We start from the raw sequence: 25979 nt of genomic DNA, 5'->3' as shown, positions 1-25979 counted from the left end.
AGTGTAATTTGGAGCGCATGGGTTAAATAATAATAGTCCAGCGCCATGCCGGACTATTATGAAGGTGGAGATGCCGGGAATTGAACCCGGGTCCGAAAGATTCGACCCTCGGAAATCTACGAGCGTAGCCTGCCGCTTATCGTCACCACAGGCACCCCGGCGGGCTGGTTAACCTGTGACCATCTGCTTGTCTTTCGCGTGTTTAGCAGAATCACACGCGGCACTCCATCTTTGTTTCGCCCGGTCCGTCACCCGAAGGAGGGCGGTTGCCGGTGGACGTGACATCCTAAGATGTCAGACTGTTACGCTTCGCCTTAGGCGGCGAGGGGCATAGCAGCGTAAGTGCGGTTGTTGGCACTTAAAGTTTGCACTGATTTTACGAGTTCGGTGCGCGCTCGGCTCGCATTCCGGAACCAGCCTCTCCCGTCGAAGCCTGTCATCCCCTTGGTTTGGGAAACTGTCCCGTTGCTGATTTCATTATAGCACGAAGGTGTGTCCTGAAGTATTAGGTGAAACGGGGGAGGCTGCACAGAAGGACACTGTGTGAAAGTTGGTGACTTGTCCGTTATAATTAGATAAATAGGTTGTGGCTCGCTGGTTGAAACCCTGCCATTGAGTTGCATGTCTGTGGATGAGGTAATCATGTCTGAAAAAATTTTAATCATTGACGATGACGTAGATACATTGCGGCTGGTTGGGTTGATGCTCCAACGACAGGGGTATCAAGTCGTTGCTGCCGCGAATGGGACACAGGGGTTGACCAAGGCTTTCGAGGAGCGTCCTCAACTGATTCTTTTGGATGTGATGATGCCAGATATGGACGGTTATGAGGTTACCCGCCGCCTGCGAAAGAATCCTGCCACAGCGGCGATACCGATTTTGATGTTCACGGCAAAGACACAATTGGATGATAAGGTGACCGGGTTCGAAGTTGGGGCAGATGATTACCTGACCAAGCCTACACACCCCACTGAACTCCAATCTCATGTGAAGGCGCTGCTGGCACGTGCTTCAACAAAGAGCCCCGAAGATATGGCGACGGTCTCTCAGGAACGGCATGGGTATGTAATCGGAGTGGTGTCAGTGAGAGGCGGGCTGGGGGTTACGACCGTTGCCACGAATTTGGCGGCGGGTTTGTATAACCGCACCAAGGCAGATGTTGTTCTGGCTGAGTTTACTCCGGGGCAGGGCACAATGGCTTCGGATCTGGGAATTTCTGCCAATTCAGGGTTGACTGATATTTTAAAGGGTACAGTAGCAGAGATCACCCGTGAAAAAGTCCAGTCTTCATTAGTTACACACGGTATGGGAGTGAGAGTCCTTGTTTCTTCAGAAAGCCCAACAGATGTAGACTTGGCTGCCCGGGCTGAAAATTTCGAAACTCTTGTCATTCGGCTTTCTACGATGGCTCATTATGTTGTGCTGGATCTGGGGTCTGGTTTATCGCTTTCCAACCAAAAGATACTTGCACTATGTTCCGATCGGATCGTGGTCATGGAGGGAATGCCGCATTCCATTCAACATACCAAACTTCTGTTGGGTGAGCTTTCGACCATGAAAATGGATGCAAAGTCGATCTCTGTCGTGCTCAACAACCGTCAGCGTTCCGATGCGCAAATTCCCTGGGCGCAAGTGCAAAAGGATCTGGGTCGCCCCATCCTCACCACGTTGACCCCCATGCCGGAATTGTTCCTCCAGGCGAGTCGTTCGCGCACTCCTGCGTTGATTGCACAGCCTGAGAATATGACCGCGCAGCAATTCTTAAAGATCGCAGACGCCATCCTCGAGCGCGAAAAGGCGCGATGACCTTTTTAGCCCCTCAGACTCAGACAAGCATTGAATTTGCGGCAGATCTGATCCGCCATTCCAAGCATGCTGTCATTCTGACGGGGGCGGGAATATCCACACCATCAGGTATCCCTGATTTTCGATCTTCAGGAACTGGCTTGTGGTCTCGAGATGAGCCCCTTGAGGTGGCTTCGCTCATTACGTTTCGTACAAAGCCCGGTCAATTCTTCGAGTGGTTCCGCCCATTGGCACTTCAGATGTACGAAGCCAGACCCAACCCGGCGCATCTGGCACTGGCGGAACTTGAGCAGCATGGATATATTAAATCCATTATTACCCAGAATGTAGATACCCTACATCAGAAATCAGGTTCGAAAACCGTGATCGAATTGCACGGTACAATGCAAACTTTGACCTGTACTCAGTGTTATCATCAGGTACAGGCAGAGGCGTATATTGCTTCATTTATCGAGTGCGGTGAACTTCCCCGCTGCCCCAAATGTGCCCAGCTCCTCAAGCCGGATGTGATCTTGTTTGGCGAGCAGCTGCCCCAGTCTGCCTGGTTTAAGGCGCAAAAAGAGGCGCGTGGCTGCGACCTGATGCTGGTGATCGGTTCATCCCTTGAGGTGTTGCCGGTGGCAGGGCTGCCAATGCAGGCATTGGACAGAGGCGCTCACCTCATTATTATCAATAATGTCCCCACGTATTTAAACGTTCGCGCGGATGTATCCATCCACCGACGCTTGATCGATATTTCCCGCGATCTTGCCTCGACCCTTGACCTGGACATCCTGCTCTCGCGCATCGTGCATGCCGCTGCAGAGATCAGTGGTGCGGAGGCGGCTTCGATCTTGCTATACGACGATGCCTCGCGCCAGCTTTATTTTCAGGTTTCTACCAATATGGATGAATCCACCCGGCGCGGCATTACAGTTCCGCTGGATGGGAGTATCGCCGGCTGGATCGTAACCAACCGCAAACCGGTGCGTATCACAGATGCGCATGAAGACCAGCGCTTCTACTCCAATGTGGAGGCGATCACCGGGCTTTCAACCGAATCTCTTTTGGGCATTCCGCTCATTACGAAGAACAAGATCGTCGGGGTTCTGGAGGCGTTGAACAAGCACAGGGGCAAATTTACGGAGGCGGATGAATCCCTCCTGCTGGTGTTGGGGGTTCAAGCGGCTGTGGCGATCGAGAACACGCGCCTCTTCCAGCAATCAGACCTGATCTCAGAGTTCGTGCATGAACTGCGCACCCCGCTTTCTTCGCTTAGTACAGCCACGTATCTGTTACTGCGCCCCGAAATGTCGCAGGATCAGCGCGACCAGATCATTCAAAACATTCACAGTGAAACCATGCGCCTGAACGCTCTGGCTTCCTCTTTCCTGGACCTGGCGCGTTTGGAATCCGGGCGCGTGCAATATCGAAAAACCATCTTCAGCCTGGCAGACCTGATGTATGAATGCAAGGACATCATGGCAACCAAGGCAGTCGAGGATAATATCCATCTGCGCGTTGAGTCGCCGGAGGGACTGCCGCTTGTTGACGCGGACCGGGATAAGATCAAGCAGGTTTTCCTGAACCTGTTGAGCAACTCGATTAAGTACAACCGCCCCAATGGAAGTGTGTTGCTGCGGGCAGAGATTCACGATAACGAGATCATGGTTGTCATTCAAGATACCGGCATCGGCATCCCGGAAGAGGCGCTCCCGCATCTCTTCCAGAAGTTCTATCGTGTGCGTGAACACGAAACACGCGCATCCGGCACCGGGTTAGGACTTTCCATTTGCAAGCAGATCGTGCAGGGTCACGGTGGACGCATCGAAGTAAAAAGCAAAATGAGTGTGGGTACTGTTTTTATGATCTATCTGCCACGCACCAACAAGACTGTCCCGCGGGATGGCAGCATCGATATATCCCCCAAACGGGCTAAGAAGTAAATGTTTGACTTTTTAGCATGAAGATTGTAAACTAAACAGGATTAATTGAAATAATTTTCGGAGGAAGAAGATGGCACAGTTTCAATTTGTTATGAGATCGGGACCCACGCCGGGTGTTACCTTTCCGCTTGAAGGAGAGCAGCTCACCATAGGGCGTGATTCGACCAATGGTGTTGCGATCAATGATGCGGAGATCTCTCGCAAGCACGCGCGGCTCATGTTTCAGGGCGGCAAGTATGTTCTTGAAGACCTTGGTTCCACCAATGGCACCTTCGTAAATGGACAGCGCCTTGCTGGTCCGGTTGTGCTCAAGCCAGGTGATGTTGTTTCATTGGGCGAGCAGATCGTGCTCATGTACGATTCCATGGCAGCCGATGCGGGTGCCACGGTGGCAGTGTCACGTAAAGCCGTCCAACAGGCTGTGCCCCCGCCTGCGTATTCTGCCCCGGCGCCTTCTTATGCGCCGCCCCCTGCTGTGGCGTATTCCGCCGCTCCTCAGCCTGCCGCACCCAAGAAAACCAATATGATGCCGATCTTCATTGGCGGTGGCGTATTCCTCTTCATCTGTATGTGCGCCGGGTTTTTCTGGTGGGTCGATGCCACTTATCGCTGGTGTACTTTCTTCCCCTTCATTGCTGGCTGTTAGTCAACCGCATTTCCCATGCCCGCAGGTATGCCTGCGGGCATTTTTGTTTCAATAGGGGTTGTTGTAAAATCACCCTTCTTTGATAAAATCGAATCACCAGATGAGATCGTCTTTTCGCTGGTTTTGAATAGGAAGCTACGAATGGAACAGACACCCAAATTATCCTCCCCGGGCTGGGGCACTAATACAAAGCTTGTAGTTGCGCTTACGGTTGTTGTAGTTGTCGGTGCACTGCTGGTTAAATTCCAATTCATTATCACTCCATTGGTAATGGCATTCCTGCTTTCCTATTTATTCCATCCCCTTGCAGATCTTTTACAGCGAAAATTGCGGATTTCATGGAACGCCTCGGTGGCGGTTATTTTCCTGATCATCATCATTTTACTGTTGGGACTGTTGACCCTGGGTGGAGTGGGGCTGGTACAGCAGGTTCAAAGCCTGGTGGTCATCCTGCAAGATGCACTGCGGACATTGCCCCAATTGATCGAAGATATTTCCGGGCGGGTCATCCAATTTGGTCCGTTTAAATTCGACTTCAGCGCCCTCGACTTGAACGACCTCAGTCAGCAGGTGCTTGGCATGGTCCAGCCGCTGTTGAGCCGCACTGGAACCCTGGTTGGAACAGTGGCTGGCAGTGCCGCCAACTTCCTTGGTTGGACGTTGTTCGTCATCCTTGTTTCCTACTTCACACTGGTCGAAAGCCGGGGCTTGCGCAACCAGATCATTACGGTGGATGTTCCCGGCTACAATCAAGACCTTGCCCGCTTGAGCCGTGACTTGGGACGGATCTGGAATGCCTTCTTGCGCGGGCAGATCATCATCTTTGTCCTGGCGGTGATCGTATATTCCATTGTATTAAGTGTGCTGGGTGTGCATTATGCCATCAGCCTTGCTTTCCTTGCCGGGCTGGCACGGTTCGTTCCATATGTAGGACCTGCGATTAACTGGGCGATCCTGGTCATTGTGGCATATTTTCAAGATTACTCCATCTTCCACCTGCCTGATCTGACATATACTCTGATTGTGCTTGTGATTGCCTTGCTGATCGATCAGGTTTTCGATAACATCGTTTCGCCGCGCATTCTATCGAATGCCTTAAAGGTACACCCCGCAGCCGTACTGGTTGCTGCGATCATCGCCGCCAATTTATTCGGCATTCTGGGTGTGGTCGTTGCCGCGCCCATTCTGGCTACCGCCACTTTGTTATGGAATTACGTCATGCGCAAAATGCTGGACCTCGACCCCTTCCCTGAAAAAGAAGTGACCCAACCGCCGCCACCGCCCGGCTCGCGGTGGATGGTCGCTATTCGCCGCTTCTTTCGTGACCGGAAACTGAAAGCTAAAAAATAGCCTTCACTCCGCCTCAACTTTTTCCAACCATTCAACCCCATAGGAGAACTCATGAGCAACAATCAAGAACCGAATACCGAAACCCTGGCTGAGACCGAAAACTTCATGGCATGGCGTGCAGACGAACCCGACGGTGAAACCACCTATTACCTCCAGCTTGGGCGTGCCACCATCAACTTTTTCATGGAAGAGTGGGGGGAATTGCTCTCCACCGTCCCTGAATTAATGCAAGCCAAGCCCGACGATGATGGCATGTATGCAGTCTCTTTTGACAACGTGGATGTCTGGATGGATAACGAAGATTGGACCGAATTCCTGCAGCTTTTGCGTGAATTGGAAAAATAACAGAGTCGGGTGACAGTCACTTGAGAAAGTGACTGTCACCTTCTTAAAGGCTGAATATGAACCAGCAGCGGATCGGAATCATATGGCGTGTGCTCCTCAGCGCGGCGGTTGGCATGACCGCCTCATTTGCGCTGGCAAAAACCTTTTTTGATCTTGATACGCGCGCTTTCATTGACCAGCTATTCTTGGTACTAATTCCTGCGGCGGCTTTACTCATTTGTCTGCTCTATCTGTTGCCCTTCCTTGAAAGGTCTCTGGCGGGTGCAGCTGCTCCTGCTAGGGCGATCATTTTCATCTGGGCATTCATACCTGTGTTGCTCTCGGGTGTTGTTGTTCAGTTTTCCTTCCCGGTCTTTGTCCTTCTTTTTTTTCTTTCCATTTTGATTATCGTTCCAGCGGTTCCAGCCGTGCAAATATTGCTGGAGACTGGCGGGCGCCTGCGCGTGATCGGGGCATGGGCATTCGCTTTTTTCTTCAGCAACTTCCTGCTCGGCTTTCTGGATAATTTTTACACAAGCCCCGGCGAAGTAATCCTACTGACGATCCTTTTTCAGGTGCTTCTTAGTGTAGTCGGATATTTTTTGATGGGCAGAGTCCGACGGGTGGCAGGAGAACGCTGGTTCGATGCGCTTGTGCATGGCGTGTTATTTGTTCTTGTGATTGCATTTGTTTTATGGCTGTTCCAAGCCAACCGGCAGGTATCCCTTTTTCCTTTTACTTATTTTGTGTTGGACATCAAAACCAGCGGGATATTTCTGTTCGTGAGTCTGCTGGCTTTGCCCTGGCAGGCATGGCTGCATTTGAAACTGAAGTTCAGCGGTTTATATAACTGGCTCAAGCAAACCAAAGTGTATGCTTATATGAGCGCCAACCTGGCTGGTATTTCACTGGCGTTTGTTTTCTTTGTCCTATATCTGCTCTTTGCCTCTGTTATCAATGACCCGCGCTTTGATGTGGATGATATTTTCTTCGACGCCGATGGCATGAACTATCGCAACCGTCTCGTCACCAACAACTGGCAGGATTATTACTGGCGCTCTGTTCATCCGTTCATGATCCTGCTTTTCAGACCGCTTGTGTCTCTGATCGCCTTCTTTTTGAAGGGAGACAGGCTCTGGGGCGCGTATGTCTTCGTTGCTCTGGGCGGTGCAGCCTGTGTCTATCTCGCGTGGACTTTTATCAAGTCTGCCTCAGGAAGTTCAGTCTACGCCTCGTTGATCGCCGCCTTGTTGGGATTATCCGCCTCGCACTTGATCTTTGGCTCGCTCATCGAATCTTATATTTTCCTCGCTGCGAGTTTGTTGTTGTTCCAAGTTCTACTGATTAAGGATAAACCGCTGCCGCCATTGATCGCTGCTGGTGTTGTGACCATTGGTATTACATATACGAATTTTGCCCAAAATGTCATTGCATTGTTCGCCGTCAGACCGAACATCCGGCAGATGATCCGGTATGTGACCTCGGTGGTCGTCCTTTGGGTGTTGTTCACTCTGGCGAATAACCTGCTTTTCCCCAACTCACATCCGTTCTTTTTTGTGCCTTCCACGCTGCAGGCAGAGCAGCAAAATCTCTTTCCCTTGAATACATTGAGAGCCCAGGCACTGACGCGGATATTCTTTTTTCATAATGTTGTAGCCCCAGAACCCATTTTCTACGACGAAGATATCCCATTCATTCAATTTCGCTTCTTCAAACCGGAGATCAATGAATTGAGCCGTTATGAACAGCCCGTTCAAGTTGCTGCTTCATGGTTCTGGCTGGGGTTGATGGCTCTGGCTGGCATGCTCTTTCTGTTGAACATAAAAAAGAATCCCCACTTGCGCCTGTCCATTGCGTTGATGGGCTGTATGGCGTTGAATATGGGACTGCACTTGCGTTACGGTAAGGAGCTCTTCCTCTACTCGCCAAACTGGACGTATGCCCTGATCCTGTTGCTTGGGCTGGCGTGGCAGCAGGTCCATGACCGGAAATGGTTTCAGGCATTGCTGTTGGCGTTCCTTTTTCTTTTGGTTTGGAATAATGGAGTCTTGCTGATGACGATCCTGGAGGTTCTGGCAGAGCAGGTCTAGGCTCTCAATGAAGAAGGCGGTCGCTTTTAAAGCGACCGCCTTCTTTTTATTTTGGCAAATATACGACGAACTTTGTGAACTTCTTTTCCTTGTATGCGATGTTCGGGTTTGGAGGAGATTCTCTCAAGGTGAGGATATAAGCCGCATCGGGGTCGCTCAGACAATCGTCCGGTTTGAAGCGGAATTGTTTGAGAGCAAGCAGCGTCCGGGCAGGGTCGGCGGGGTCTGTGGGGTCGATCCATTCCAGGTCGTGGATATATTCCGACGGATGGAATTTTTGCGTCAGCAGCACATAGATATACAGCGAATAATGTTCGTCCGTAAAGCAGACGAGTGACTTGCTTTTGGGGGCGGCATACTCAATGGCAGGGACGATGCCCTCGTTAAAAAGTGCGCTGGTTACTTTTTTGTATTCTTCGCCATGATAGGCGCGGGTAAAAAAGACGAAGGCTACTGAAAAGATGACCGTGATGACAGGGATCAGTTTCGGCAAGTGTTTATCAAGGTCAATGAATAGCAGGGCGATGCAGAGCAAGATGGGGGTGAAGATCAAATTAAAACGTGTCAGGTTGATTGGATGGATGATGCCGACCACAACGGCGGCAAGCATCCATGCCGCGATCAGCCAGCGTTCAGGGCGTTTCTCATGGATAAATTTAAATGGCAGGGTGAGCGCGAATCCCAGCAAAACCAGCGGGAATGTATAGGTATAAAAATAACCATACGGTGTAACGAAGTTCCAGGGGAAGGCGTCTGACTGTGTCCAGAGAACATCGAACAGGATGCGGGTGTTTTTCGCAACTGCCGCAAAGGGACTCTCGCCGAAGACGGCTGCCATCGTCTCGTAACGCGCTTCAACAGGCAGGCGTGGAATGGTAATCACGCCAAGATGCAGGGTTTCCAATTTGAGCGTATTAACCGCCAGGAAGAGCAGGATCGGAAATGCAAGCATCGTGAAAACTGCTGCGCTGATGACCGTTTGTGCAGGGGTAATGCGTTTCAGTTTAAGCAGAAGCGGCACGGTCAAAAGAAGAAAGACCGGCACCCCAGCATAGGCAGTTCCGTATGCGTACAGGCAGAGTGCAAAGAAAATTGATGAGACCAGGAACCACCAATTTTTTGTGTCTGCCAGAGTTAGAGCAGTGAAGCCAGTCAGAAAAAGGAACGGCATGATGTTCGACTCGACCGCCCATCGTGAGTTGACGATGTGCCACGGTGAGATCGCTAAAAAGAACATCGCGAGGAGTGCGAACTTTTCACCCAACAAACGCCTGCCCGCAACGAAGATCAATGGCATTGCAAAGATGCCAGCTAGCATCATTGGCAGGCGCACGCTAAAGGCATTGATGCCTTTCAGCGCTACAAAGGGGATCAGCAGGTAGGCATACAGGGCATTCTGTCCGCTGCCCCACGAAATGAGGTGGACGGGATAGGTCATGCCATAACGGTCCATGCCGTATTTGTAGAGGTAGTAGGCTTCTGTGCCGATGGAAGCTTCGTCCACGTTCAAGCCGGGAGGCAGGCTTGCAAATTCCCACGTGCGTGCAAAAATGCCAACGATAAGAATGGCACTGAATAAAAGCAGGGTTTGCCAGCGAACGAAGAAAGTGTTGAGCGTTTTCATGCGTATGAAAATATACCATCCCTGATGCGATTTGATAACCTTTGCCCTTTTCGGGCATGTGGTAAACTCCAAAACGCTCTACATTTGATATGGAACGATCTGATACCAATGCTGAATAAACGTCTCTTACTTGCCTGGGCGCTGGGTATTTTGCCTGCTTATAGCGTAATGGGGTTTCTGGATGCGTACTACAAGACGGGAGTGGAGATCTTCCTGGTTTCCCTTGCAGTTCAATCCATCCTGACGTTGTTCATTTACTTCCTGCTGGGCAGGCTGGCGTTGAAGTTCGAGCTGCAGCGTTATGACGCTGTCATGTTGTTCGGGGTAGGGATCGCCATTCTCTCGTTCTTTGCCGGTCTCGTACGTATGACCAGCCGTTTTCCAGGTCAGTTCGATATTTTGGTGTATGTCATTCCGGCGGGGTTGGCGCTATTTTTTTGGTTTGGGGTAATGGTGGCGTTTCCTGCGGCGTTTGGGTTATTGGCTCTCGCCCGTCTGCGGCACTTTCAGCAGACCCGTCTGTATGCATTTGTGAACGCGAATCTGGGCGGCTTGACCATTGCCCTGCTTTTCTTTTGTGTCTATGTGCTGCTCGCCTCCATCTTCAACCAACCTGTCTTTGACTTCGACGATATCTTTTTCGACACCGATAGCGCATTGTATCGTTACCGCTTTGGCACGGAATTTTACAAGGATTATTACGACCGTACCGTCCACCCGTATGTGCTGATCATCGTCCGACCGTGGGTGTGGATGATCTCCCTCTTTCTGAAAGGGGATATGCTTTACGGTGCATTTATTGTGACTGCCCTGACCGGCGCACTGTGTGTATTCCTGGTCTGGTATTTTGTGCGTGAGGTTACATCCAATTCCTTGTATGCAGCGCTGATCGCAGCATTGTTTGGCGCATCAACCTCCCAGATCGCATTTGGTTCCTTGATCGAGAATTACATCTTTCTCGGCGCAATGGCGTTGATCTTTATCGTTCTGCTGCTCAAGGATAAACCGATGTACATGCTGGTCATTGCCGGGTTGGCTGCTTTTGGCATCACCATCTCGAATATCGCGCAGACGGTCATTGCGCACTTTATGGTGAAGCGCGATATTCCCCAGCTTATCAAATACGGTTTGATCATTGGCGTGTTCATTATTCCCCTGAATCTGCTTAATAATTTCATCTACCCGGATGCGCATCCTTATTTGTGGGAAGTATCCACCTTGCAGTTCGAAGAAAAGAATGTCTTCGAGCCGACACTTTTGCGCGCCAATTACTTCAGTAGGGTAATGGTTTTGCATAGTTTTGTCTCGCCAGACCCTCTGCTGATCAAAGAGGATATCCCCTTCCTGAAGATATGGATGTTCCGTGACACCCAAAAGAAAGCTCCGCTTGCAATCGGGCGTTACGAAACGGATCTTGGGAAATCCCTGGTTGTGGTCTGGCTTATGTTTGTTGCTTTAGGCGGTGTGCTCTTTCTTAAGAATTTTTTCAAGCACGATAATCGTTTTTCGTTTGCATTCCTCTTTACCATTTTGTTCTTCTTTGCACTTCATATGCGCTATGGACGCGACCTGTTCCTGTATTCCGCTAATTGGACCTATGCCATCACACTCTTCCTTGCGCTGGCGTGGCGTGAGATCTCAGGCAAGCGTTGGTTTCAAGTGCCGTTGTTTGCCTTTATCATCCTGTTGATGATCAACAATTCCAGGTTGATCCTCATCATGCTTATCTCGTCCTACCTGCACTTGCGCTGATCAATAAGGATACCCAGATTTGCAATCATTCGATAAACGTCTTCCCATTGCCTGGCTCTTGGGCATTCCGTTCTCTTACTTTGTAGTCTCCTACCTGGAGAATTTTTATAGGACGCCTTTTCAGGTCGCCTTGGCAGCCATTATCGTACATAGCGCGGTCAATCTCTTGCTGTATTATCTTTTGGGCCGCTTCATGGCTGGGTTCCGCTCTGAGCCGTTTAACACAGGGGTTACGGTGTTTCTTTTTGCAGCGCTAAGCCTTGGGGCGCCGTTCGCATACCGTTTGGCTGCTCCATTTCCCAATCTGCTTGATACGTCTGCATTCCATTTGGATGAAAGTGTGCGTGTCTCATTTCTCAACGCATTGATCCCATGTTTCTTCATCGCAATGGCGTTCGTTTATGCCGCGAAGCATCGCAACTGGCAGGAAACCCGCTTCTATCGATTCGTGGACGAGAATTTGGAAGGCTTGCTAATCGCAGCTTTATTCTTTTGCATCTACCTGGTCTTCGCCTCCATTTTCAATCGCCCTTCTTTCAACGAGGATGATATTTTCTTCGATGCAGACAGCCGCTTGTACCGCTGGCGTTTTGCGACTGAAAATTACAGGGACTATTACTATCGTCCCGCACATCCTTTTATCCTTATCCTGATCCGCCCATTGGTTGGAGCGCTTGCCCTGCTCTTTCGCGGAGATGCGCTCTTCGCCGCTTTTACCCTCAATGCTCTAACCGGCGCATTGTGCGTTTTTCTCGTCTGGTATTTTGTGAAGCATGCCATAGGGAAGCCGCTCTTTGCGCTGTTGATCGCCGCCCTCTTTGGCGCCTCCGCGACTCAACTGGTGTTTGCTTCTGTTCTCGAAAGCTATATCTACCTTTCAGCCGTTGCGCTTATATTCCTTGTTCTGCTTTTAAAGGACAAGCCGCTTTATATGCAGATTCTTGCCGGGCTGGCTGCCTTTGGGATCACTATCTCGAACGTTGCCCAGGCGTTCATTGCGCAATTCTTCATCCGGCGCAATTTCAAACAGGTCGTTCTTTTTGGCGTCATCATCATCGCGTTGACCGTGCCGCTCTCACTATTGAATAACTTTATCTACCCAGATTCGAGTCCTTATTTCTGGGACCTCGCCACCCTTGAAGGCGAGGGACATAACCAATTCCCCGTTACCATGCAGCGCACCAGCTATCTCCTGCGGGTGATGACCTTGCATAGTTTTGTCGCGCCGCAGCCCTTGATCATCGAGGATGATTTTGTCTTTCCAAAGATCTGGATGTTCCGTGCTTCGATCAAAAAAGAACCCATGCGGCTTGCGAATTACGAAACTCCCTTGGGTGATGGACTTGCCATCGTTTGGGCAGGATTGTTGGCGTTGGGCGGGGTCCTCTTCGTAAAAAATATCCTCAAGAAATATGATGGATACCCGGTTGCCATGCTTGTAACCCTGCTTTTCTACTTCCTCCTGCACCTGCGTTATGGCAAGGATGTCTTCCTGTATTCGGCGAATTGGACCTATGCGATTCTTCTCTTCCTCGCCCTGGCATGGCGCGATCTGGCAGACAAGCGTTGGTTTCAGGTCGTGCTATTGGTCTTTGCCCTGCTGCTATTCGTGAACAACCTGGGGCTGATGCGAACGATGCTTGAGATCACGGCGCCTATCGTACAAACCCCCATTTGGCGCTAAAAACGAAAAAGCCTCACGAACCCGTGAGGCTTTTTTTGTGGGCGCTGAGGGACTCGAACCCCCGACACCCTCGGTGTAAACGAGGTGCTCTAACCAACTGAGCTAAGCACCCAACGAGCCGCATTATAGCATGTGATTTCAAAAAATCACGAATCGAATTTTGCCTGCGTTATAATGGATTGACCAAAACAGGAGACCTTCCATGACTGACCCTAAACCACTCAACTGGACATCTGAACCCGGCGTTGGCTATTCCGTGATCCGCCGCGGTGATGGCGGTATGACCCTGACCTTCACGGATCTTTCCGATGCGACGCTGGCGCACTGGCATCAATTTGCCCTTGATCACCTTTTGGGCGCAGATCGCCGCACGCGCAATCTCTACGACCTGCGCTCTGTGCCGCAGATCCCTGAAAAAGCCATTCGTATGGCTGTGGATGCCAACAGCGACCCCTCTGCACGGAATATTCGTGTGGCAGTGGTGGTGGCTAGCGAAGCCGTGGCTGATGGTATTCGAAAAGTGGCGGCTCTGGCAGATACCGAATCGGCTTCAGCGATGAAGATATTCGCTGATATCAATGATGCCGAAGCCTGGCTGGCACGCCCGTTGGATCAGATCGCATAGATCTGTCATTACGAAGAACTCTCTTGTTCTTCGTAATGACATTTTTGTTTATGAAATCTACAACTCTTCAAATCGGGAGTTTTACATTCCACTGGGGTTCCCGCACCTATGTGATGGGAATCTTGAATGTAACTCCCGATTCGTTTTCCGGGGACGGTATTTTTGCCGCGGGGGATGTGACCGAACAAGCCGTAAAGCAGGCAGAGGGTTTTCTTGCCAACGGGGCTGATATTCTCGATGTGGGCGGTGAATCCACCCGCCCCGGCTCCGAGCCAGTTAACGCGGAAAATGAGATGGAACGAGTCGTTCCCGTCATTGCTGCGCTGCGCCAAAACTTTCCTGATGTATTAATTTCAATAGATACCTACAAGTCCAGTGTGGCTGAAGCGGCGATCCGTGCAGGTGCGAATATTGTCAATGATGTGTGGGGGTTTCGGGCAGACCCTGAGATCGCTTCTGTGGCTGCCCGGTATAGAACGCCGGTGATCTTGATGCACAATCGCAGCAACCCCGCCAGTGTGGAAGTGCGTGAAAAGTTGGGTGGAACATACGTTGGCGCAGAATACGCGGACTTGGTTGAGGATGTCAAACGCGAATTGATGAACAGCGTGGAGATCGCACTCAAGGCTGGGGTGGAGGAAAAACTTGTGTTGCTCGACCCAGGCATCGGCTTTGGAAAGAAGCGCGAACATAACCTCGAGCTGATCAACCGGCTTGATGAGATCCGCTCGTTGGGGTATCCCATTCTGTTGGGAACATCCCGAAAATCGTTCATTGGTTTTACGTTAGACCTGCCGCCAGACCAGCGTGTGGAAGGCACGGCTGCGACAGTGGCAGTGGGGATCACACGCGGCGCGGACATGATCCGTGTGCATGATGTGAAAGAAATGGCGCGTGTAGCGAAGATGACGGACGCACTGGTGAGGTGAAATGAGCGCGAGTTACGCAAAAGAACTTTTACGGTTGGGGATCATTGATGCAAAGACCGGCAGCAAAGATGCTGCCCGCCGTTACCTCGACCGTGCCATTTACATGGCAGGTTCGCACGATGTGTTGGCAGAGGGCTGGTTTTGGATGAGTGAGGTAACCGACGACCCGGCTGAAAAACGCAAGGCGTTGGAAAATTGCCTCGGGCACGATATTTACCATACCCGTGCTCGTCGTTCTCTCGCGATCCTGGATGGCAAACTCAAAGCCGGAGATGTGATCGACCCGAATCACCTGCCTGCCGCGCCGGATGGTTTGCGTGAAGCCCAAGCCGACCGCTTCATGTGCCCGAAATGCGGCGGGCGTATGGCGTTCTCGCCGGATGGTGCAACCCTGGTGTGCGATTATTGCACCCGCCCAAACCCCATGAGCGCTGCTGGCGGAGCGGGTGCCGAAAAAGATTTCATTGTTGCAATGGCAACCATGAAGGGACATGGTAAACCGCTGCAAGAGCAGGTCTTTCATTGCAACGGCTGCGGCGCGGAATTTATTCTGCCGCCCAAACAGATCTCAGCCAATTGTGCCTATTGCGATTCGCCGCATGTGGTCAGCCTTGAACATACCAAAGACCTGCTCGAACCCAATTCCATTTTGCCGCATGCCTTCGACCTAAAACGCGCTACACATTTGTTGATCGAATGGGTTGAGAAGAACGACATCAAGCCGGAAAAGAAAGTAGATCTGCCGCGCGGTATTTACCTGCCTTTGTGGACATTCGATATTGGCGGCATGATCGAATACACAAGTGAGATCGTTGAATACGAAGAAGATGATTATCGCCGCGGCCGCGAACGGAAAGTGGTGCGGATGACCAATCAATATCCTGTTATGGTGAATGACCTGCCCCTGCCTGCTTCCCGGAAACTTTCAGCGATCTTCATGAGAATGATCCCCGGTTACGATCTTTCTATGCTTAAGGCGTATGACCCGCGCTTTCTGGCAGGGTGGCTTGCTGAAGTCTACGATGTGCCGATGGCAGACGCATCGTTGGATGCACGCAGCCGGGCATTCGATGCGATCAAGAAAGAGTTGCCGCACATGTTGAGCAATGTAAACATCGTACATACTTCTTCGGCGGGGATGCTGGTTGAGTCCTTCAAGCTGGCGCTCCTGCCCGTATGGATGACAGAATTGCCGTTCGATGGGCGTGAACATCTTGTGTTGATCAATGGTCAAAGCGGTGAAGTCGAAAGCGATCTGCCCGGCGATGAAGATAATGAACCTGGCGGGCTATTAAGCTTTTTAGCCGACCTGTTGGATGATTAATTTCAAAAGACAGTCACCTCAAAGGTGACTGTCTTTTTTTAACGCACTCACCTTAACCCCATTCTTCTCCAAAACCTCTCTCAACATCTTTGCATTCTGTGCCGCGTTTGGATGATCCCCGTGCAAACAAAGCGTATCCATGCGCCCGGTCTTAACCAACTCAAGGGCATGCCGCGCCACTTCCTCCGGCGATTCGATCAATGCCCCCGGAAGATGGCGGGACATCAACGACCCGTCGGCGTTATAGCCTCTATCGGGAAACCCCTCCGCCGCAACTCTCAGCCCCATCGCCCGCCCCGCCTCAATCGACCTTGAGCCTGCCAGCCCAACCAAAATTAAATCTACACTGATGGTTTTTACTGCCCGCGCAATCGCGGTTGCCAATTCAAAATCCTTTGCGGATTGGTTATACAACGCCCCATGCGGTTTGACATGGGTCAACGTCACGCCTTCTTCCTTGGCAATTGTCGCTAAAATCTGAATTTGTTCAATGACTAGTTTCTCCGTTTCTTCAGGAGAAACTGTCATTTCTTTGCGTCCAAAATTTTCCCGGTCCTTCCAACTTGGGTGCGCGCCTGCGTTCACGCCAAATCGTTTCGCCAGCCGCAGAGTCTCACGCATGGTCTGTTCGTCGCCCGCATGAAATCCACAAGCGATGTTGGCAGAGGCGATGTATGGCATGATGGCTTCATCATTGCCGATGCCTTCGCCGAGGTCACAGTTGAGGTCAATTTTCATAATATCTCCGTTCATGTCACTCTGAGGGAGTGTTCTTCGCGACCGAAGAGTCTCTTACTGTAGGGGTAGAGATCCTCACCGCACTGCATCCGCAGCGCGGTGCATGTGTCGCTATCGCTCAGGATGACATCATTAAAGTTTTTTGTAATTTTCCTGTGCTTCTTCTATGTTTGTTTCTCTAAAACGAATTCGACTCAACCCCGCTTCACATTGTGCCAACAAAGGCAGACTTGCGCGTGCCACATTTGCGATCTTGGGGTAACCGCCCGCAGTAGGAGCATCCGCCATCATGACGATGGGCTGCCCGTCAGCTGGGATTTGGATGCTGCCCATCGTCATGCCTTCAGAGATGAGTTCTTTGGTGATGGCTTTCTCGATCCCTTTCGCCGAGGACGGCGAAGAGAGCGTTTGTAAACGATAGCCCATACGGTCGAAGGAAGGGCTGAGGGTGTATTCGCTCTCGTAAAATGTGCGGATGCCTTCGGGCGTGAACCAGTCCGCTTGGGGGGCGGGGATGACTTCGATGGTGGGCGTTTGGCTGTAGGGCATGAACTTATTCACGGGGAAATCACGTGCGGCGAGTTTGAGCAGGTCAGCTGACGGAGTGAAGGCTGGCAGAACGTCACCGGCTTTGAGAGCGGAGCCGATTCCGCCGCGCAGATATGCTGAACGGGAATTCATGATGACGGGGGAATCGAATCCGCCTGCGATGGCAATATATGCCCAATTGCCGCCGCTTGTTTTCTTCACACGCACTGTCCACCCGGCGCGGACGTAGAAGGTCGTCCAGAGTGGAAAGGTCCAGATATAGTTTTCCACTTCGTAGCCTGCACCAGTGACCGCAATGGTCGTATTGCGTAAGGCGCGAAAGGTGATTTCGCCGAGACCGAGTTCGATGGTTGCAGAGTTTGGAGGATTATTGAGTAGCGAGTTGGCTGCTTGATAGGCAAACCAGTCCATTGCACCGGAGGTGGGCACGCCGAATTTATTCCATCCGCGCCTGCCAGAGTCTTGAAGGGTGGCAATGCCGGTGAGGTCGGTAATTTCGAGCGCGGGAGACGATAGACCATGGACGATGGACGATGGGTGGTTGTCTATGGTCAGTGGTCTATCGTCCATCGTCATCCTTCTTAATTGGAATGAACTTCACTGTATCTCCCGGCGCGAATAAAAATGGATTCTCACTCATTGGGTCGAACAATTTGAGTGGAGTGTGACCGAGGATGTGCCAGCCGCCGGGCGAGTCGACGGGATAGATTCCGGTTTGGGATCCGGCGATGGCAACAGAACCGGCGGGCACACGAGTCCGCGGGGTGGATAGGCGTGGGAGGGTCAGGCGTTCGTCGAGGATTCCCATGTAGGGAAAGCCGGGCGTGAAACCCATCATGTAAACGGTGTATTCGCGCTCGCTATGCAGGCGAATCAGTTCGGAGGGAGATAAGGCTAGGGTTTTTGCAGCAGGCTCAAGGTCCGGACCGGAGGCGTTGCCATAGAGGACGGGTATCTCCAAGCGGCGGGAAGGTCTGTGAGTAGACTCATCTATGAGTGCAAGTTTTTCTTCAATCTGATTTTTAATTTCGTTGTAAGTGGTTGTAAGCGAATCGTAATGGACGAGGAGTGTGCAATAAGCAGGGACGGTTTCGATGACGGTGGGGATGCTTTGTAGGAGCGCGCTCAGGTCGTGGACGCGTTGATTGAGGACGGGATCGATCGCGTCACCGAGTTGGATGAGGATTGCGGAGTCGCCGAGTGGCTTGAGAGATGTTTTGAAATTCATTTTTATCCACAGATGAACACAGATAAAAAGGTTTGAATGCGTTTGCTAAAAATCTGAGTCCATCCGTGTTTATCTGTGGTGAAAACTATTAGCGGGTGAAGATGGAGATGGACTCGATGTGATAGGTTTGCGGGAAGAGGTCGAAGGGTGTGGCGTTTTGCAGAGTGTAGCCGCCTTTGATGAGGCGCGCCGCGTCACGCGCGAGGGTGGATGGGTCGCAGGAGACATAAGCGATGACTTGCGGATTGATTTGCAGGATTGCATCGAGGGCGAATTTGTCGATGCCAGCGCGTGGCGGGTCAACGATCATGTGCATGGGCTCGGTTAGTTGTGGTGCGAGGGCGGGCAGGATTTCTTCGGCAACGCCTTCATAGAGTTCGACGTTGTCGAATTCGTCGAGGTTGATAGCGAAGTCTTCGCAGGAAGATGGGGCAGATTCGATGCCGATGACTTTGGAGTATTTGTCGGCGAAGAATTTACTAAACAAGCCGACGCCGCAGTAGAGGTCGAGGAGGGTGAATTGGGAATCGGGAATCGGGAATTGGGCTTGAAGATGCTGCACCATTTTTTCTGCCATTGGAGTGTTGACTTGGAAGAAGGATGGCGCGGAGACGTGGAAATCTGTGCCAAGGACTTGAATGGTGAGGGCGTTGCTGCCCGCGATGACGACGGGATGGTCTTCGTAGATGTGGACGATGGAGATATCCGCTTCGATCTCGAGTTCGGGAGTTTCTTCGGTTTCGGATTCGAGGATGAGCATTAATTCTTCATCATCCCCAGCGCGAAGGGAGACGCGTTCGAGGTTTATACGTGATTCGAATTGAAGTTCACGCCAGAAATTGTCGATGCTTGATTCGGGTAAGTGGCATTCTTCGATGGATAGTGTCCTGTTGCCGCGTGTATTGACAAAGCCGACCTTGCCTTCTTCTGTAAGATGGAATTGGACATGATTGCGATAGTTCCATTCAGAGGGGGATGCCACCGTTGGCAGGACAGGAGGATTCTCTATCTTGCCGATACGCTGGAGTTGATCGCGCAGAATATCGGCTTTGGCAAGTAGTTGTTTTTCGTAGGGCAGGTTTTGGTAGTGGCATCCGCCGCAAGCAGCCCTCATCCCCAACCCTTCTCCCGCGGGGAGAAGGGAGTAGAAGTGTTTGCATTTGGCTGTGATTCGGTCTGGGGAAGGTTTAAGGATTTCAAGGATTTCGCCGCGGGCGAAGTTCTGTTTTTCTTGTGTCAGTTGAATCCGAACGGTCTCGCCTGGTAAGCCGAAGGGAACGAAGACGGCGCGACCATCGGAGAGACGCCCCATCGCTTCGCCGCCATAGGTGAGTTTTTCGAGGATGATTTCGTGTTGAGAGGTGGGCATACTTGGATTATACGTCAACAAAAAAGAGGAAAGACTACTAATAGTCTTTCCTCTTTTTTGTCGCGATATGCTCTGGGTTGTTATTTCAAGATAAATGAAAGAACCACCAACACAGTGATAAAGAAGCCAGCCAACACGCCAATGCGGGTCAGGTCTTTCTTGATCATGCTGTAGTCGGGGTTGAACTCGAATTTTTGAGTAGGGTTGTTCGTCACCGAGACAGCCGGGGTGGGGCGTTTGTTTTTCTTAGCCATTTGATTTCTCCTTTTTCATCATGCGCGGAAAATGCTTCTCGGCGCAATGACGTAAATTAATTTTGTAATCGCGCAAAAACGACAATACGCTGATCGTTGACCAAATATGGATAGCACGAAATGAGCGTGACCGTGGGCGCGTTGGTGGGTGCCATCACTTCTACAGCAGTCGGCTCGACCAGTACTGTGCGATCCACAATGTATGTGAACTGCCTCTGTTGGGTGTAAACAACGATCTGGTCACCGGGAACGAGCCTATCCAGATAGCGGAAGAGCTCGCCGTAGACATCATTATGCGCTGAGAGCACAAGGTTCCCATCCCGCCCGGGAGCTGACGATCCAATATATTGCCCAACACCTTTTTTGAGCTGTTCCCAGCCATCGCCTTGTACCACGGGGGCATCCACGTTCAATGCGGGGATCTGGATGCGAACGGCTTGATCCGGCGCAGCGGTGGGTACAGGCACATTTGCCAGCGACTGCACCATTGGCAGCAGGTGAGATGGAATTTCCGCTTCGTTTGGACGCGTGTTGCCTTGCGCATCAGGCGGGGTGTGCCCGGAAGGCAGCACCACTGCCATCACCAATGGCGTCGGGACGGCGGTCTCCGGGTTCAGTGCTGCGACCACCTCGGTATTGAGGGTGCGGAGCAGGCCAACACCATTGAGGATCACCACCACCAGACCGAGGATGGCAAGGACTTCCACGCCGAGGAGGATGCGGTCCAGTAGTTTGCGGCGCGGGTTGACGGGTAACGGCTCGGGCGCAGGGACGGCTGATTCTGCAGTGTCGATCGTTGGCGCAGAAGGAGACGAGTCCGTCAGATCCAGATCTGGTGCAAGCGATACGACCCGCCCGGTGCGGCGGTAATGTTCCAGCCGGTCTTTACGCGCGCCGCGTCGCTTTTCAACGAGCAGGCGGCGCAGTTCTTCCACCGAGAGATCTTCAGGCGCTTTTTTGCGTGCCATAACGCGGGGATTATACCCGTTAAAATACAGGGGATTGCCAATTTGTAGGACAGTCGGTATAATGTGGGTCGCTTTCGGGCGGGTAGCTCAGTTGGTTAGAGCACATCGTTGACATCGATGAGGTCGTAGGTTCGAGCCCTATCTCGCCCACAAAAACCACCTTCAAAGGTGGTTTTTTATTTTGTCTTCCTACCCACGTAGGATGAATAAACTCCCACCAACCGTTCATAAAGATAGGTGTCATTATAGGTGATCGTGCAGACACCGCGATAATCTCCTGTTAGGTCCTGGGATTGAGAGCGTTGGTCAAATTGGGTTTTTATGAACTGTGAAGTTTTACAATTCAGACACTCTGCCCACCAATTTTTCATTTGATCTTCATGTGAACGTGCCGCTTCGACTAGGTTTAATCGCAGGGTCATTTCTCCCCTATTAATTTGATAGAGCTTTTCCACTGCCCATAGGAAATATTGCAGGACGGCGGGATCGGTATTGGCGATTTGAACACGATTTCCGGTTTTGTCACCTTCACCCATATAGAGCATCGCAAGGGCTAATTCGTGAACGGCATCATTTTCAGGAAGGGCTGACGCCACTTCAACCCCCAATTGGAATGCTTGTTCTCTGGCGTCCTTATATCGTTTTTGATTGGTTTTCCGGGCATGTGCAACAAAGGCTGCTTGGTTATCTTCAATGCGCTGTTGAATACGTTCTTCTTGCTCTAGCGTTAGCAAAATATGCTTTAACCAATGAGACAAGGTGCTTTTGCTGACGCCAATTTGCTCCGATATCTCGTTGTAGGAAAACCCCAATTCTGTACGGAGGTGCTCAGCCAGCAGGCGTTTCTCAGATTTTGCTTTCATGCTTTTTCTCCCGATGCAAGCATTGTCTTTTTAGGTTGATATGATTATAATCTTGACATTCAATAAAGATAACGCGTTGACCGAGACGAGTATGTGGTCAAATCCCTAACAGGGAGAAGAAACCAATGATTGAGAGTTTCTTCAAGGGACAATCACAGAAAACCACTCGCGAGCGTAACATTGAAAAGTGATCAGCGAAAAGTGATCAGTGAGTAAGTGAAACGGATGGCTCCGTTATCAGCTTAAGAGATGTATGTCGAAATTCATTTCGACCTGCAAATCGGGTGGAACCACGTGAGTTAAAACTCCCGTCCCGTTGTGGATGGGAGTTTTTTATTTGCCCTCACCCCCTGCCCCTTTCCCCGAGGGAGAGGGGAGAAAAGAAAGGAATTGAAAATGGCACAACAAGTTACGGAAAAATACGAAGAAACATATCTCTACAAGATCCGCCACTCGGCGGCGCATGTGATGGCACAGGCGGTGATGGAAATCTTCCCAGACGGAAAACCGACTATTGGTCCGCCTGTGGAGAATGGTTTTTATTACGACTTCGACCTGCCGCGTAATTTAACGCCGGAAGATCTGGAAGCCATTGAAAAGCGTATGCGCCAGATCGTACAGGGCAAGCATGATTTCAAGAAGACGGTTATCTCGGCGGAAGAGGCGAAGAAGATCTTTGCCGACCAGCCGTATAAGTTGGAGTTGATCGAAGGTCTTGAAAAAGGCGGCTTGGATGAATACGGCAATCCGCTTAAAGAGAAGCCGGAAATTTCCATCTACCAGCAAGATACCTTCACGGATTTGTGCCGTGGTCCGCATGTGGCGAACACGAAGGAAATCAAACAAGATGCCTTCAAGCTGATGTCTGTGGCGGGTGCGTATTGGCGCGGCGACGAGAATAACAAGCAGTTGCAGCGTCTGTATGGCACGGCTTGGGAGAATAAAAAGCAACTGGAGGAATACTTGCACCAGTTGGAAGAAGCCAAGAAGCGCGATCATCGCAAGCTTGGCAAAGAATTGGAAATCTTCATCTTTGATGAAGAGGTGGGTCCGGGCTTGCCGCTATGGCTACCGAATGGCGGTATCCTTATCGAAGAATTGGAAAAGCTTGCCAAGGAAATGGAATTGCAAGCTGGCTATGACCGCGTCAAGACGCCGAGCGTGACGAAGGAAGATCTGTTCATCCGCTCTGGTCACCTGCCCTACTACGCCGAGAGCATGTACCCGCCAATGGAGTTGGAAGGCGTAAAGTATTACATCAAGCCGATGAACTGCCCGATGCACCACAAGATATTCGGCTCGAAGGGACGTTCCTACCGTGACCTGCCCGTGCGCCTCGCCGAATACGGCACGTGTTATCGTTATGAGAAATCAGGCGAACTCTTTGGTCTGATGCGCGTCCGTTCGATGCAGATGAATGATGCTCATATCTACTGCTCTGAATCTCAATTTGAGCAGGAATTCATGGGTGTGGTGGAACTGTACAAGAAATACTTCGAGCTTTTTGGTATCGATAAGTACGTCATGCGCTTGTCGTTGCACTCAAAAGCCGGGCTTGGCAAAAAATATGTCGATAACCCCGAACTGTGGGTGAAGACGGAAGACATGGTGCGCCGCGCCATGGACAATGGCGGTGTGCCTTATGTGGAAGCGGAAGATGAAGCCGCGTTCTATGGTCCCAAGATCGATGTGCAGATCTGGTCTGCCATTGGACGTGAGTTCTCGCTCGCCACGAATCAAGTGGACTTTGCCGTCCCCTCGCGCTTTGATCTGAAGTTCACAAACAGCGAAGGTCACGATGAAGTGCCGCTGTGTATCCATCGTGCGCCGCTTTCCACGCATGAGCGTATGGTTGGCTTTTTGCTGGAGCATTACGCGGGGAATTTCCCGGTCTGGCTTTCACCGGAGCAGGTGCGCGTCATCTCGATCACGGATGAACAGAATGACTATGCCGAGAAGATCGCGAAGGAACTGCGCGAGAACGGCATCCGTGCCAGTGCGGATATGTCATCGCAGCGCATGAACGCCAAGATCCGCCAGGCACAGTTGATGAAAGTGCCGTATATGATCGTGGTCGGCAAGAACGAAATGGAAGCCAATCAGGTTTCACTGCGTGTGCGTGATGGCAGCCAGCAGAACGGGTTTGCCTTGAGTGAGTTCGTTGCACGGGCGAAGGATAAGATCGCTCGTCGCGCCAGCGAATTGTAGAATGAATACTAAACAAAAAAGTCCACGGAATTCCGTGGACTTTTTTGTTAGCCTGTTTTCTATGAAGCCCCTGGTACGTATTTCTTTTCCCATTCTGCAATGGCGGCTCGGATGGCAGCGATGATGTTCGGGTCGGGTACGTCATCAATGGTGTCGTATCTTTGCAAGCCGATGATCACTTCCAGCCCGCCTTGCGGGGTGTCGTTCAGGTGAATCCCCAGTCCTTCCATCGGCGTTCCCTCAATGCGGCGTTGCAGAACCGTGTCGATCTGTTTGACCATGCTCAGCAGTTTAAATTCAGTTTCAGGGTCTGGCTTGGGCTTTACCGGATTTAAAGAAAGCGTAACTGGCTTGACGGTAGGTGGCGGCATAGGGATAGAAACAGGCGTCGGTGTAATCTGAGGCGCAGCAACGGGTGTAGATACAGGTTGAGACGAAGGTACAGGCTGGGGGGCGGCTGTCGCACCTTCAAGCCAGGGTCGAATATAACCGAGTAATTCGATCAGGCGTTTTTTTCGTTCGGGGGTAAGCGGCGCATTCAACAGCTGACCGTCCATTTCAATCTGAAAGCGAAAACCATCGTTACTTTTTAGGCGCAAGATGGCAGGCTCATTCACCACCTTGGGAGTCTGGGCACTTAGCGCTTTTGCCTCATCCAGCATCTTTTGCGCTTCGGCAATTTTTCGCTCAGCCTCGGCGCGTGCTAATTCGATCTTCTGATCGGCGGTGTCCATTTTTTTGCGGGCGTCAATGCTCAGGTTAAAATAACCAATTAACCCACCTACGAGGAAGATGGCAAGCCCCAACCCCCAAAGCAGGATGGTGGGGATGGTGGTCGTGGCAAAATTTAGTTGCATGGTTATTTCCTTTCGAGCGGCTGGCAGGTTGGGCACACATGGGTGCCGCGCTGTCCAACTGTGAATTTTTGGATCTCGGTTCCGCATGTCAGGCAGGGTTTGCCTTCGCGGTCATACACCCGGAAATAGTTTTGATATTCGCCGCCGCGATAGACCCAGTCTATGCTGGCACCGTTGCGGCGGATGCCTTCCTTCAACACAGACTTGATCGCTTCGCACAGAGCTGCAGCTTGTTTTAGCGTTACGGCATTCGACAACCCGAGAGGATGCAGCTTCGCCATGTGTAACGACTCGTCGGCATAAATATTGCCAACACCGGCAAGGAAGGTCTGGTCGAGCAGCAACGGTTTGAGTTGGCGGCTGCGTTTGTGCAGGTTTTCGTGCAGCCATTGCGGAGTGAACTCTTTGCCCAGTGGCTCGGGACCGAGTTTGCCAAGCACGGTTTCGGGCTGATCCGTCAGCCAGACGCGCCCGAACTTGCGCGTGTCGTTGAAGGCAAGGTAGCTCTCTTCGCCACGCTTTCCGCGCAGACTGAGGATGAGCCGGTCATGTTTTTCTGCCTGAATTTTACCTTTTCTTACGGCAAGGTCGCCGCTCATGCGCAAATGTATTAGGAGATTGTAATTTTCAAGCTGTAGAACAATGTATTTTGCCCGGCGCGAAACACCCAAAATACGCTGTCCCTGCACCTGTTCTTTGAATTTTTTCGGCGAGGGTGTGGCAACCGTCCGTGCCCAACGAATATCCGCAGCCGTGATGGTACGACCGATCACATCCGGCTCAATGGTGCGGGCTACAGTTTCAACTTCGGGGAGTTCAGGCATGAGAATTAAGAGTCAGGTGCGAAGTATTAGGTGTCAGGCTTT

The 25979-nt window shown here is 51.3% G+C and carries 22 protein-coding genes, 2 tRNA genes and 1 other RNA gene; 13 read left to right on the top strand and 12 right to left on the bottom strand.

Features of this window, described 5'->3' with window-relative positions; translation table 11 throughout:
- Nucleotides 1-62: 62 nt before the first annotated feature.
- Nucleotides 63-444: a transfer-messenger RNA gene (gene ssrA, locus IPG80_RS11975) on the bottom strand.
- 198 nt (nt 445-642) lie between these two features.
- Between ssrA and IPG80_RS11970 the strand changes: the two genes are divergently transcribed.
- The 6 genes from IPG80_RS11970 to IPG80_RS11945 all read left to right on the top strand — a co-directional run bounded on the left by IPG80_RS11970 (nt 643) and on the right by IPG80_RS11945 (nt 8141).
- Entirely contained in the window at nt 643-1806 is a 1164-nt protein-coding gene (locus tag IPG80_RS11970; protein ID WP_345106940.1) for a response regulator, read from the top strand.
- Nucleotides 1803-3731, top strand: coding sequence for an NAD-dependent protein deacylase (locus tag IPG80_RS11965; RefSeq protein WP_345106938.1), 1929 nt, complete (start codon nt 1803-1805; stop codon nt 3729-3731). The genes IPG80_RS11970 and IPG80_RS11965 overlap by 4 nt, the downstream gene beginning before the upstream one ends.
- A gap of 70 nt (nt 3732-3801) precedes the next feature.
- Nucleotides 3802-4377, top strand: a complete 576-nt coding sequence (locus IPG80_RS11960) for an FHA domain-containing protein (RefSeq protein ID WP_345106935.1) — start codon at nt 3802-3804, stop codon at nt 4375-4377.
- Nucleotides 4378-4518: 141 nt separating this feature from the next.
- Nucleotides 4519-5727: an AI-2E family transporter gene (locus IPG80_RS11955; protein WP_345106932.1), complete on the top strand. Its 1209-nt coding sequence runs from the start codon at nt 4519-4521 to the stop codon at nt 5725-5727.
- A gap of 51 nt (nt 5728-5778) precedes the next feature.
- Nucleotides 5779-6072: a hypothetical protein gene (locus IPG80_RS11950; RefSeq protein WP_345106929.1), complete on the top strand. Its 294-nt coding sequence runs from the start codon at nt 5779-5781 to the stop codon at nt 6070-6072.
- A gap of 56 nt (nt 6073-6128) precedes the next feature.
- Nucleotides 6129-8141 carry a hypothetical protein gene (locus IPG80_RS11945; protein WP_345106927.1) on the top strand — a complete coding sequence of 671 codons (2013 nt, stop codon included), beginning with the start codon at nt 6129-6131 and terminating at the stop codon, nt 8139-8141.
- Nucleotides 8142-8187: 46 nt separating this feature from the next.
- Here IPG80_RS11945 and IPG80_RS11940 read toward each other — a convergent pair whose 3' ends face one another.
- Nucleotides 8188-9765, bottom strand: coding sequence for a glycosyltransferase family 39 protein (locus tag IPG80_RS11940; protein ID WP_345106925.1), 1578 nt, complete (start codon nt 9763-9765; stop codon nt 8188-8190).
- A gap of 108 nt (nt 9766-9873) precedes the next feature.
- On the opposite strand from IPG80_RS11940, the gene IPG80_RS11935 reads away from it, so the two are divergent.
- The gene (locus tag IPG80_RS11935) at nt 9874-11517 is read left to right on the top strand and encodes a hypothetical protein (RefSeq protein WP_345106922.1); all 1644 of its coding nucleotides are present in this window, start codon (nt 9874-9876) and stop codon (nt 11515-11517) included.
- 19 nt (nt 11518-11536) lie between these two features.
- Nucleotides 11537-13201, top strand: coding sequence for a hypothetical protein (locus IPG80_RS11930; RefSeq protein WP_345106920.1), 1665 nt, complete (start codon nt 11537-11539; stop codon nt 13199-13201).
- Nucleotides 13202-13239: 38 nt separating this feature from the next.
- Here the strand turns inward: IPG80_RS11930 and IPG80_RS11925 are convergent.
- Nucleotides 13240-13313: transfer RNA gene (locus IPG80_RS11925), tRNA-Val, on the bottom strand.
- Nucleotides 13314-13403: 90 nt separating this feature from the next.
- Here IPG80_RS11925 and IPG80_RS11920 point away from each other — a divergent pair.
- The 3 genes from IPG80_RS11920 to IPG80_RS11910 are packed head-to-tail and all read left to right on the top strand — an operon-like array spanning nt 13404 to nt 16079.
- Nucleotides 13404-13826: a hypothetical protein gene (locus tag IPG80_RS11920; protein ID WP_345106917.1), complete on the top strand. Its 423-nt coding sequence runs from the start codon at nt 13404-13406 to the stop codon at nt 13824-13826.
- Between the two features lie 50 nt (nt 13827-13876).
- A complete protein-coding gene (gene folP / locus IPG80_RS11915; RefSeq protein WP_345106914.1) occupies nt 13877-14755 on the top strand; it encodes a dihydropteroate synthase in 879 nt (292 codons plus the stop codon).
- A gap of 1 nt (nt 14756) precedes the next feature.
- The gene (locus tag IPG80_RS11910; RefSeq protein WP_345106912.1) at nt 14757-16079 is read left to right on the top strand and encodes a hypothetical protein; all 1323 of its coding nucleotides are present in this window, start codon (nt 14757-14759) and stop codon (nt 16077-16079) included.
- Nucleotides 16080-16097: 18 nt separating this feature from the next.
- On the opposite strand, the gene IPG80_RS11905 is transcribed toward IPG80_RS11910, so the two are convergent.
- The 6 genes from IPG80_RS11905 to IPG80_RS11880 form a co-directional block, all read right to left on the bottom strand.
- Nucleotides 16098-16817 (bottom strand): 5-oxoprolinase subunit PxpA, encoded by a 720-nt coding sequence (locus IPG80_RS11905; protein ID WP_345106910.1) that lies wholly within the window; start codon nt 16815-16817, stop codon nt 16098-16100.
- Between the two features lie 132 nt (nt 16818-16949).
- Nucleotides 16950-17936, bottom strand: a complete 987-nt coding sequence (locus IPG80_RS11900; protein WP_345106908.1) for a biotin-dependent carboxyltransferase family protein — start codon at nt 17934-17936, stop codon at nt 16950-16952.
- Nucleotides 17926-18594 (bottom strand): 5-oxoprolinase subunit PxpB, encoded by a 669-nt coding sequence (gene pxpB / locus IPG80_RS11895; RefSeq protein WP_345106905.1) that lies wholly within the window; start codon nt 18592-18594, stop codon nt 17926-17928. The genes IPG80_RS11900 and pxpB overlap by 11 nt, the downstream gene beginning before the upstream one ends.
- Nucleotides 18595-18682: 88 nt before the next feature.
- Nucleotides 18683-19963, bottom strand: a complete 1281-nt coding sequence (locus IPG80_RS11890) for a class I SAM-dependent RNA methyltransferase (protein WP_345106902.1) — start codon at nt 19961-19963, stop codon at nt 18683-18685.
- A gap of 80 nt (nt 19964-20043) precedes the next feature.
- Nucleotides 20044-20217 carry a hypothetical protein gene (locus IPG80_RS11885; RefSeq protein WP_345106900.1) on the bottom strand — a complete coding sequence of 58 codons (174 nt, stop codon included), beginning with the start codon at nt 20215-20217 and terminating at the stop codon, nt 20044-20046.
- Between the two features lie 56 nt (nt 20218-20273).
- On the bottom strand, nt 20274-21185 hold the full coding sequence (locus IPG80_RS11880) for a class D sortase (protein WP_345106897.1): 912 nt from the start codon (nt 21183-21185) through the stop codon (nt 20274-20276).
- Nucleotides 21186-21261: 76 nt separating this feature from the next.
- On the opposite strand from IPG80_RS11880, the gene IPG80_RS11875 reads away from it, so the two are divergent.
- Nucleotides 21262-21335: transfer RNA gene (locus IPG80_RS11875), tRNA-Val, on the top strand.
- Nucleotides 21336-21361: 26 nt separating this feature from the next.
- On the opposite strand, the gene IPG80_RS11870 is transcribed toward IPG80_RS11875, so the two are convergent.
- Nucleotides 21362-22048: a helix-turn-helix transcriptional regulator gene (locus tag IPG80_RS11870; RefSeq protein WP_345106894.1), complete on the bottom strand. Its 687-nt coding sequence runs from the start codon at nt 22046-22048 to the stop codon at nt 21362-21364.
- A gap of 396 nt (nt 22049-22444) precedes the next feature.
- Here IPG80_RS11870 and thrS point away from each other — a divergent pair, with 396 nt between their 5' ends.
- Nucleotides 22445-24256, top strand: a complete 1812-nt coding sequence (gene thrS / locus IPG80_RS11865; protein ID WP_345106891.1) for a threonine--tRNA ligase — start codon at nt 22445-22447, stop codon at nt 24254-24256.
- Between the two features lie 59 nt (nt 24257-24315).
- Here thrS and IPG80_RS11860 read toward each other — a convergent pair whose 3' ends face one another.
- Nucleotides 24316-25113 (bottom strand): hypothetical protein, encoded by a 798-nt coding sequence (locus tag IPG80_RS11860; RefSeq protein ID WP_345106889.1) that lies wholly within the window; start codon nt 25111-25113, stop codon nt 24316-24318.
- A 2-nt stretch (nt 25114-25115) separates the two neighbouring features.
- Nucleotides 25116-25937: a bifunctional DNA-formamidopyrimidine glycosylase/DNA-(apurinic or apyrimidinic site) lyase gene (mutM, locus tag IPG80_RS11855; protein ID WP_345106886.1), complete on the bottom strand. Its 822-nt coding sequence runs from the start codon at nt 25935-25937 to the stop codon at nt 25116-25118.
- Between the last annotated feature and the right edge of the window lie 42 nt (nt 25938-25979).

Source organism: Candidatus Villigracilis vicinus (assembly GCF_016702885.1).
In the GTDB taxonomy this organism is placed as follows: Bacteria; Chloroflexota; Anaerolineae; order Anaerolineales; family Villigracilaceae; genus Villigracilis; species Villigracilis vicinus.
This window is presented reverse-complemented; position numbering and strand designations above follow the sequence as displayed.

What these genes read in the sequence shown, in the direction of transcription:
- IPG80_RS11945 (WP_345106927.1), top strand. Translation starts at nt 6,129, where the DNA reads ATGAACCAGCAGCGGATCGGAATCATATGGCGTGTGCTCCTCAGCGCG.
- IPG80_RS11870 (WP_345106894.1), bottom strand. Translation starts at nt 22,048, where the DNA reads ATGAAAGCAAAATCTGAGAAACGCCTGCTGGCTGAGCACCTCCGTACA.
- IPG80_RS11920 (WP_345106917.1), top strand. Translation starts at nt 13,404, where the DNA reads ATGACTGACCCTAAACCACTCAACTGGACATCTGAACCCGGCGTTGGC.
- IPG80_RS11910 (WP_345106912.1), top strand. Translation starts at nt 14,757, where the DNA reads ATGAGCGCGAGTTACGCAAAAGAACTTTTACGGTTGGGGATCATTGAT.
- IPG80_RS11965 (WP_345106938.1), top strand. Translation starts at nt 1,803, where the DNA reads ATGACCTTTTTAGCCCCTCAGACTCAGACAAGCATTGAATTTGCGGCA.
- IPG80_RS11950 (WP_345106929.1), top strand. Translation starts at nt 5,779, where the DNA reads ATGAGCAACAATCAAGAACCGAATACCGAAACCCTGGCTGAGACCGAA.
- IPG80_RS11890 (WP_345106902.1), bottom strand. Translation starts at nt 19,963, where the DNA reads ATGCCCACCTCTCAACACGAAATCATCCTCGAAAAACTCACCTATGGC.
- IPG80_RS11860 (WP_345106889.1), bottom strand. Translation starts at nt 25,113, where the DNA reads ATGCAACTAAATTTTGCCACGACCACCATCCCCACCATCCTGCTTTGG.
- IPG80_RS11880 (WP_345106897.1), bottom strand. Translation starts at nt 21,185, where the DNA reads ATGGCACGCAAAAAAGCGCCTGAAGATCTCTCGGTGGAAGAACTGCGC.
- IPG80_RS11955 (WP_345106932.1), top strand. Translation starts at nt 4,519, where the DNA reads ATGGAACAGACACCCAAATTATCCTCCCCGGGCTGGGGCACTAATACA.
- folP (WP_345106914.1), top strand. Translation starts at nt 13,877, where the DNA reads ATGAAATCTACAACTCTTCAAATCGGGAGTTTTACATTCCACTGGGGT.
- IPG80_RS11900 (WP_345106908.1), bottom strand. Translation starts at nt 17,936, where the DNA reads ATGGACGATAGACCACTGACCATAGACAACCACCCATCGTCCATCGTC.
- thrS (WP_345106891.1), top strand. Translation starts at nt 22,445, where the DNA reads ATGGCACAACAAGTTACGGAAAAATACGAAGAAACATATCTCTACAAG.
- IPG80_RS11905 (WP_345106910.1), bottom strand. Translation starts at nt 16,817, where the DNA reads ATGAAAATTGACCTCAACTGTGACCTCGGCGAAGGCATCGGCAATGAT.
- mutM (WP_345106886.1), bottom strand. Translation starts at nt 25,937, where the DNA reads ATGCCTGAACTCCCCGAAGTTGAAACTGTAGCCCGCACCATTGAGCCG.
- IPG80_RS11970 (WP_345106940.1), top strand. Translation starts at nt 643, where the DNA reads ATGTCTGAAAAAATTTTAATCATTGACGATGACGTAGATACATTGCGG.
- IPG80_RS11960 (WP_345106935.1), top strand. Translation starts at nt 3,802, where the DNA reads ATGGCACAGTTTCAATTTGTTATGAGATCGGGACCCACGCCGGGTGTT.
- IPG80_RS11885 (WP_345106900.1), bottom strand. Translation starts at nt 20,217, where the DNA reads ATGGCTAAGAAAAACAAACGCCCCACCCCGGCTGTCTCGGTGACGAAC.
- IPG80_RS11940 (WP_345106925.1), bottom strand. Translation starts at nt 9,765, where the DNA reads ATGAAAACGCTCAACACTTTCTTCGTTCGCTGGCAAACCCTGCTTTTA.
- pxpB (WP_345106905.1), bottom strand. Translation starts at nt 18,594, where the DNA reads ATGAATTTCAAAACATCTCTCAAGCCACTCGGCGACTCCGCAATCCTC.
- IPG80_RS11935 (WP_345106922.1), top strand. Translation starts at nt 9,874, where the DNA reads ATGCTGAATAAACGTCTCTTACTTGCCTGGGCGCTGGGTATTTTGCCT.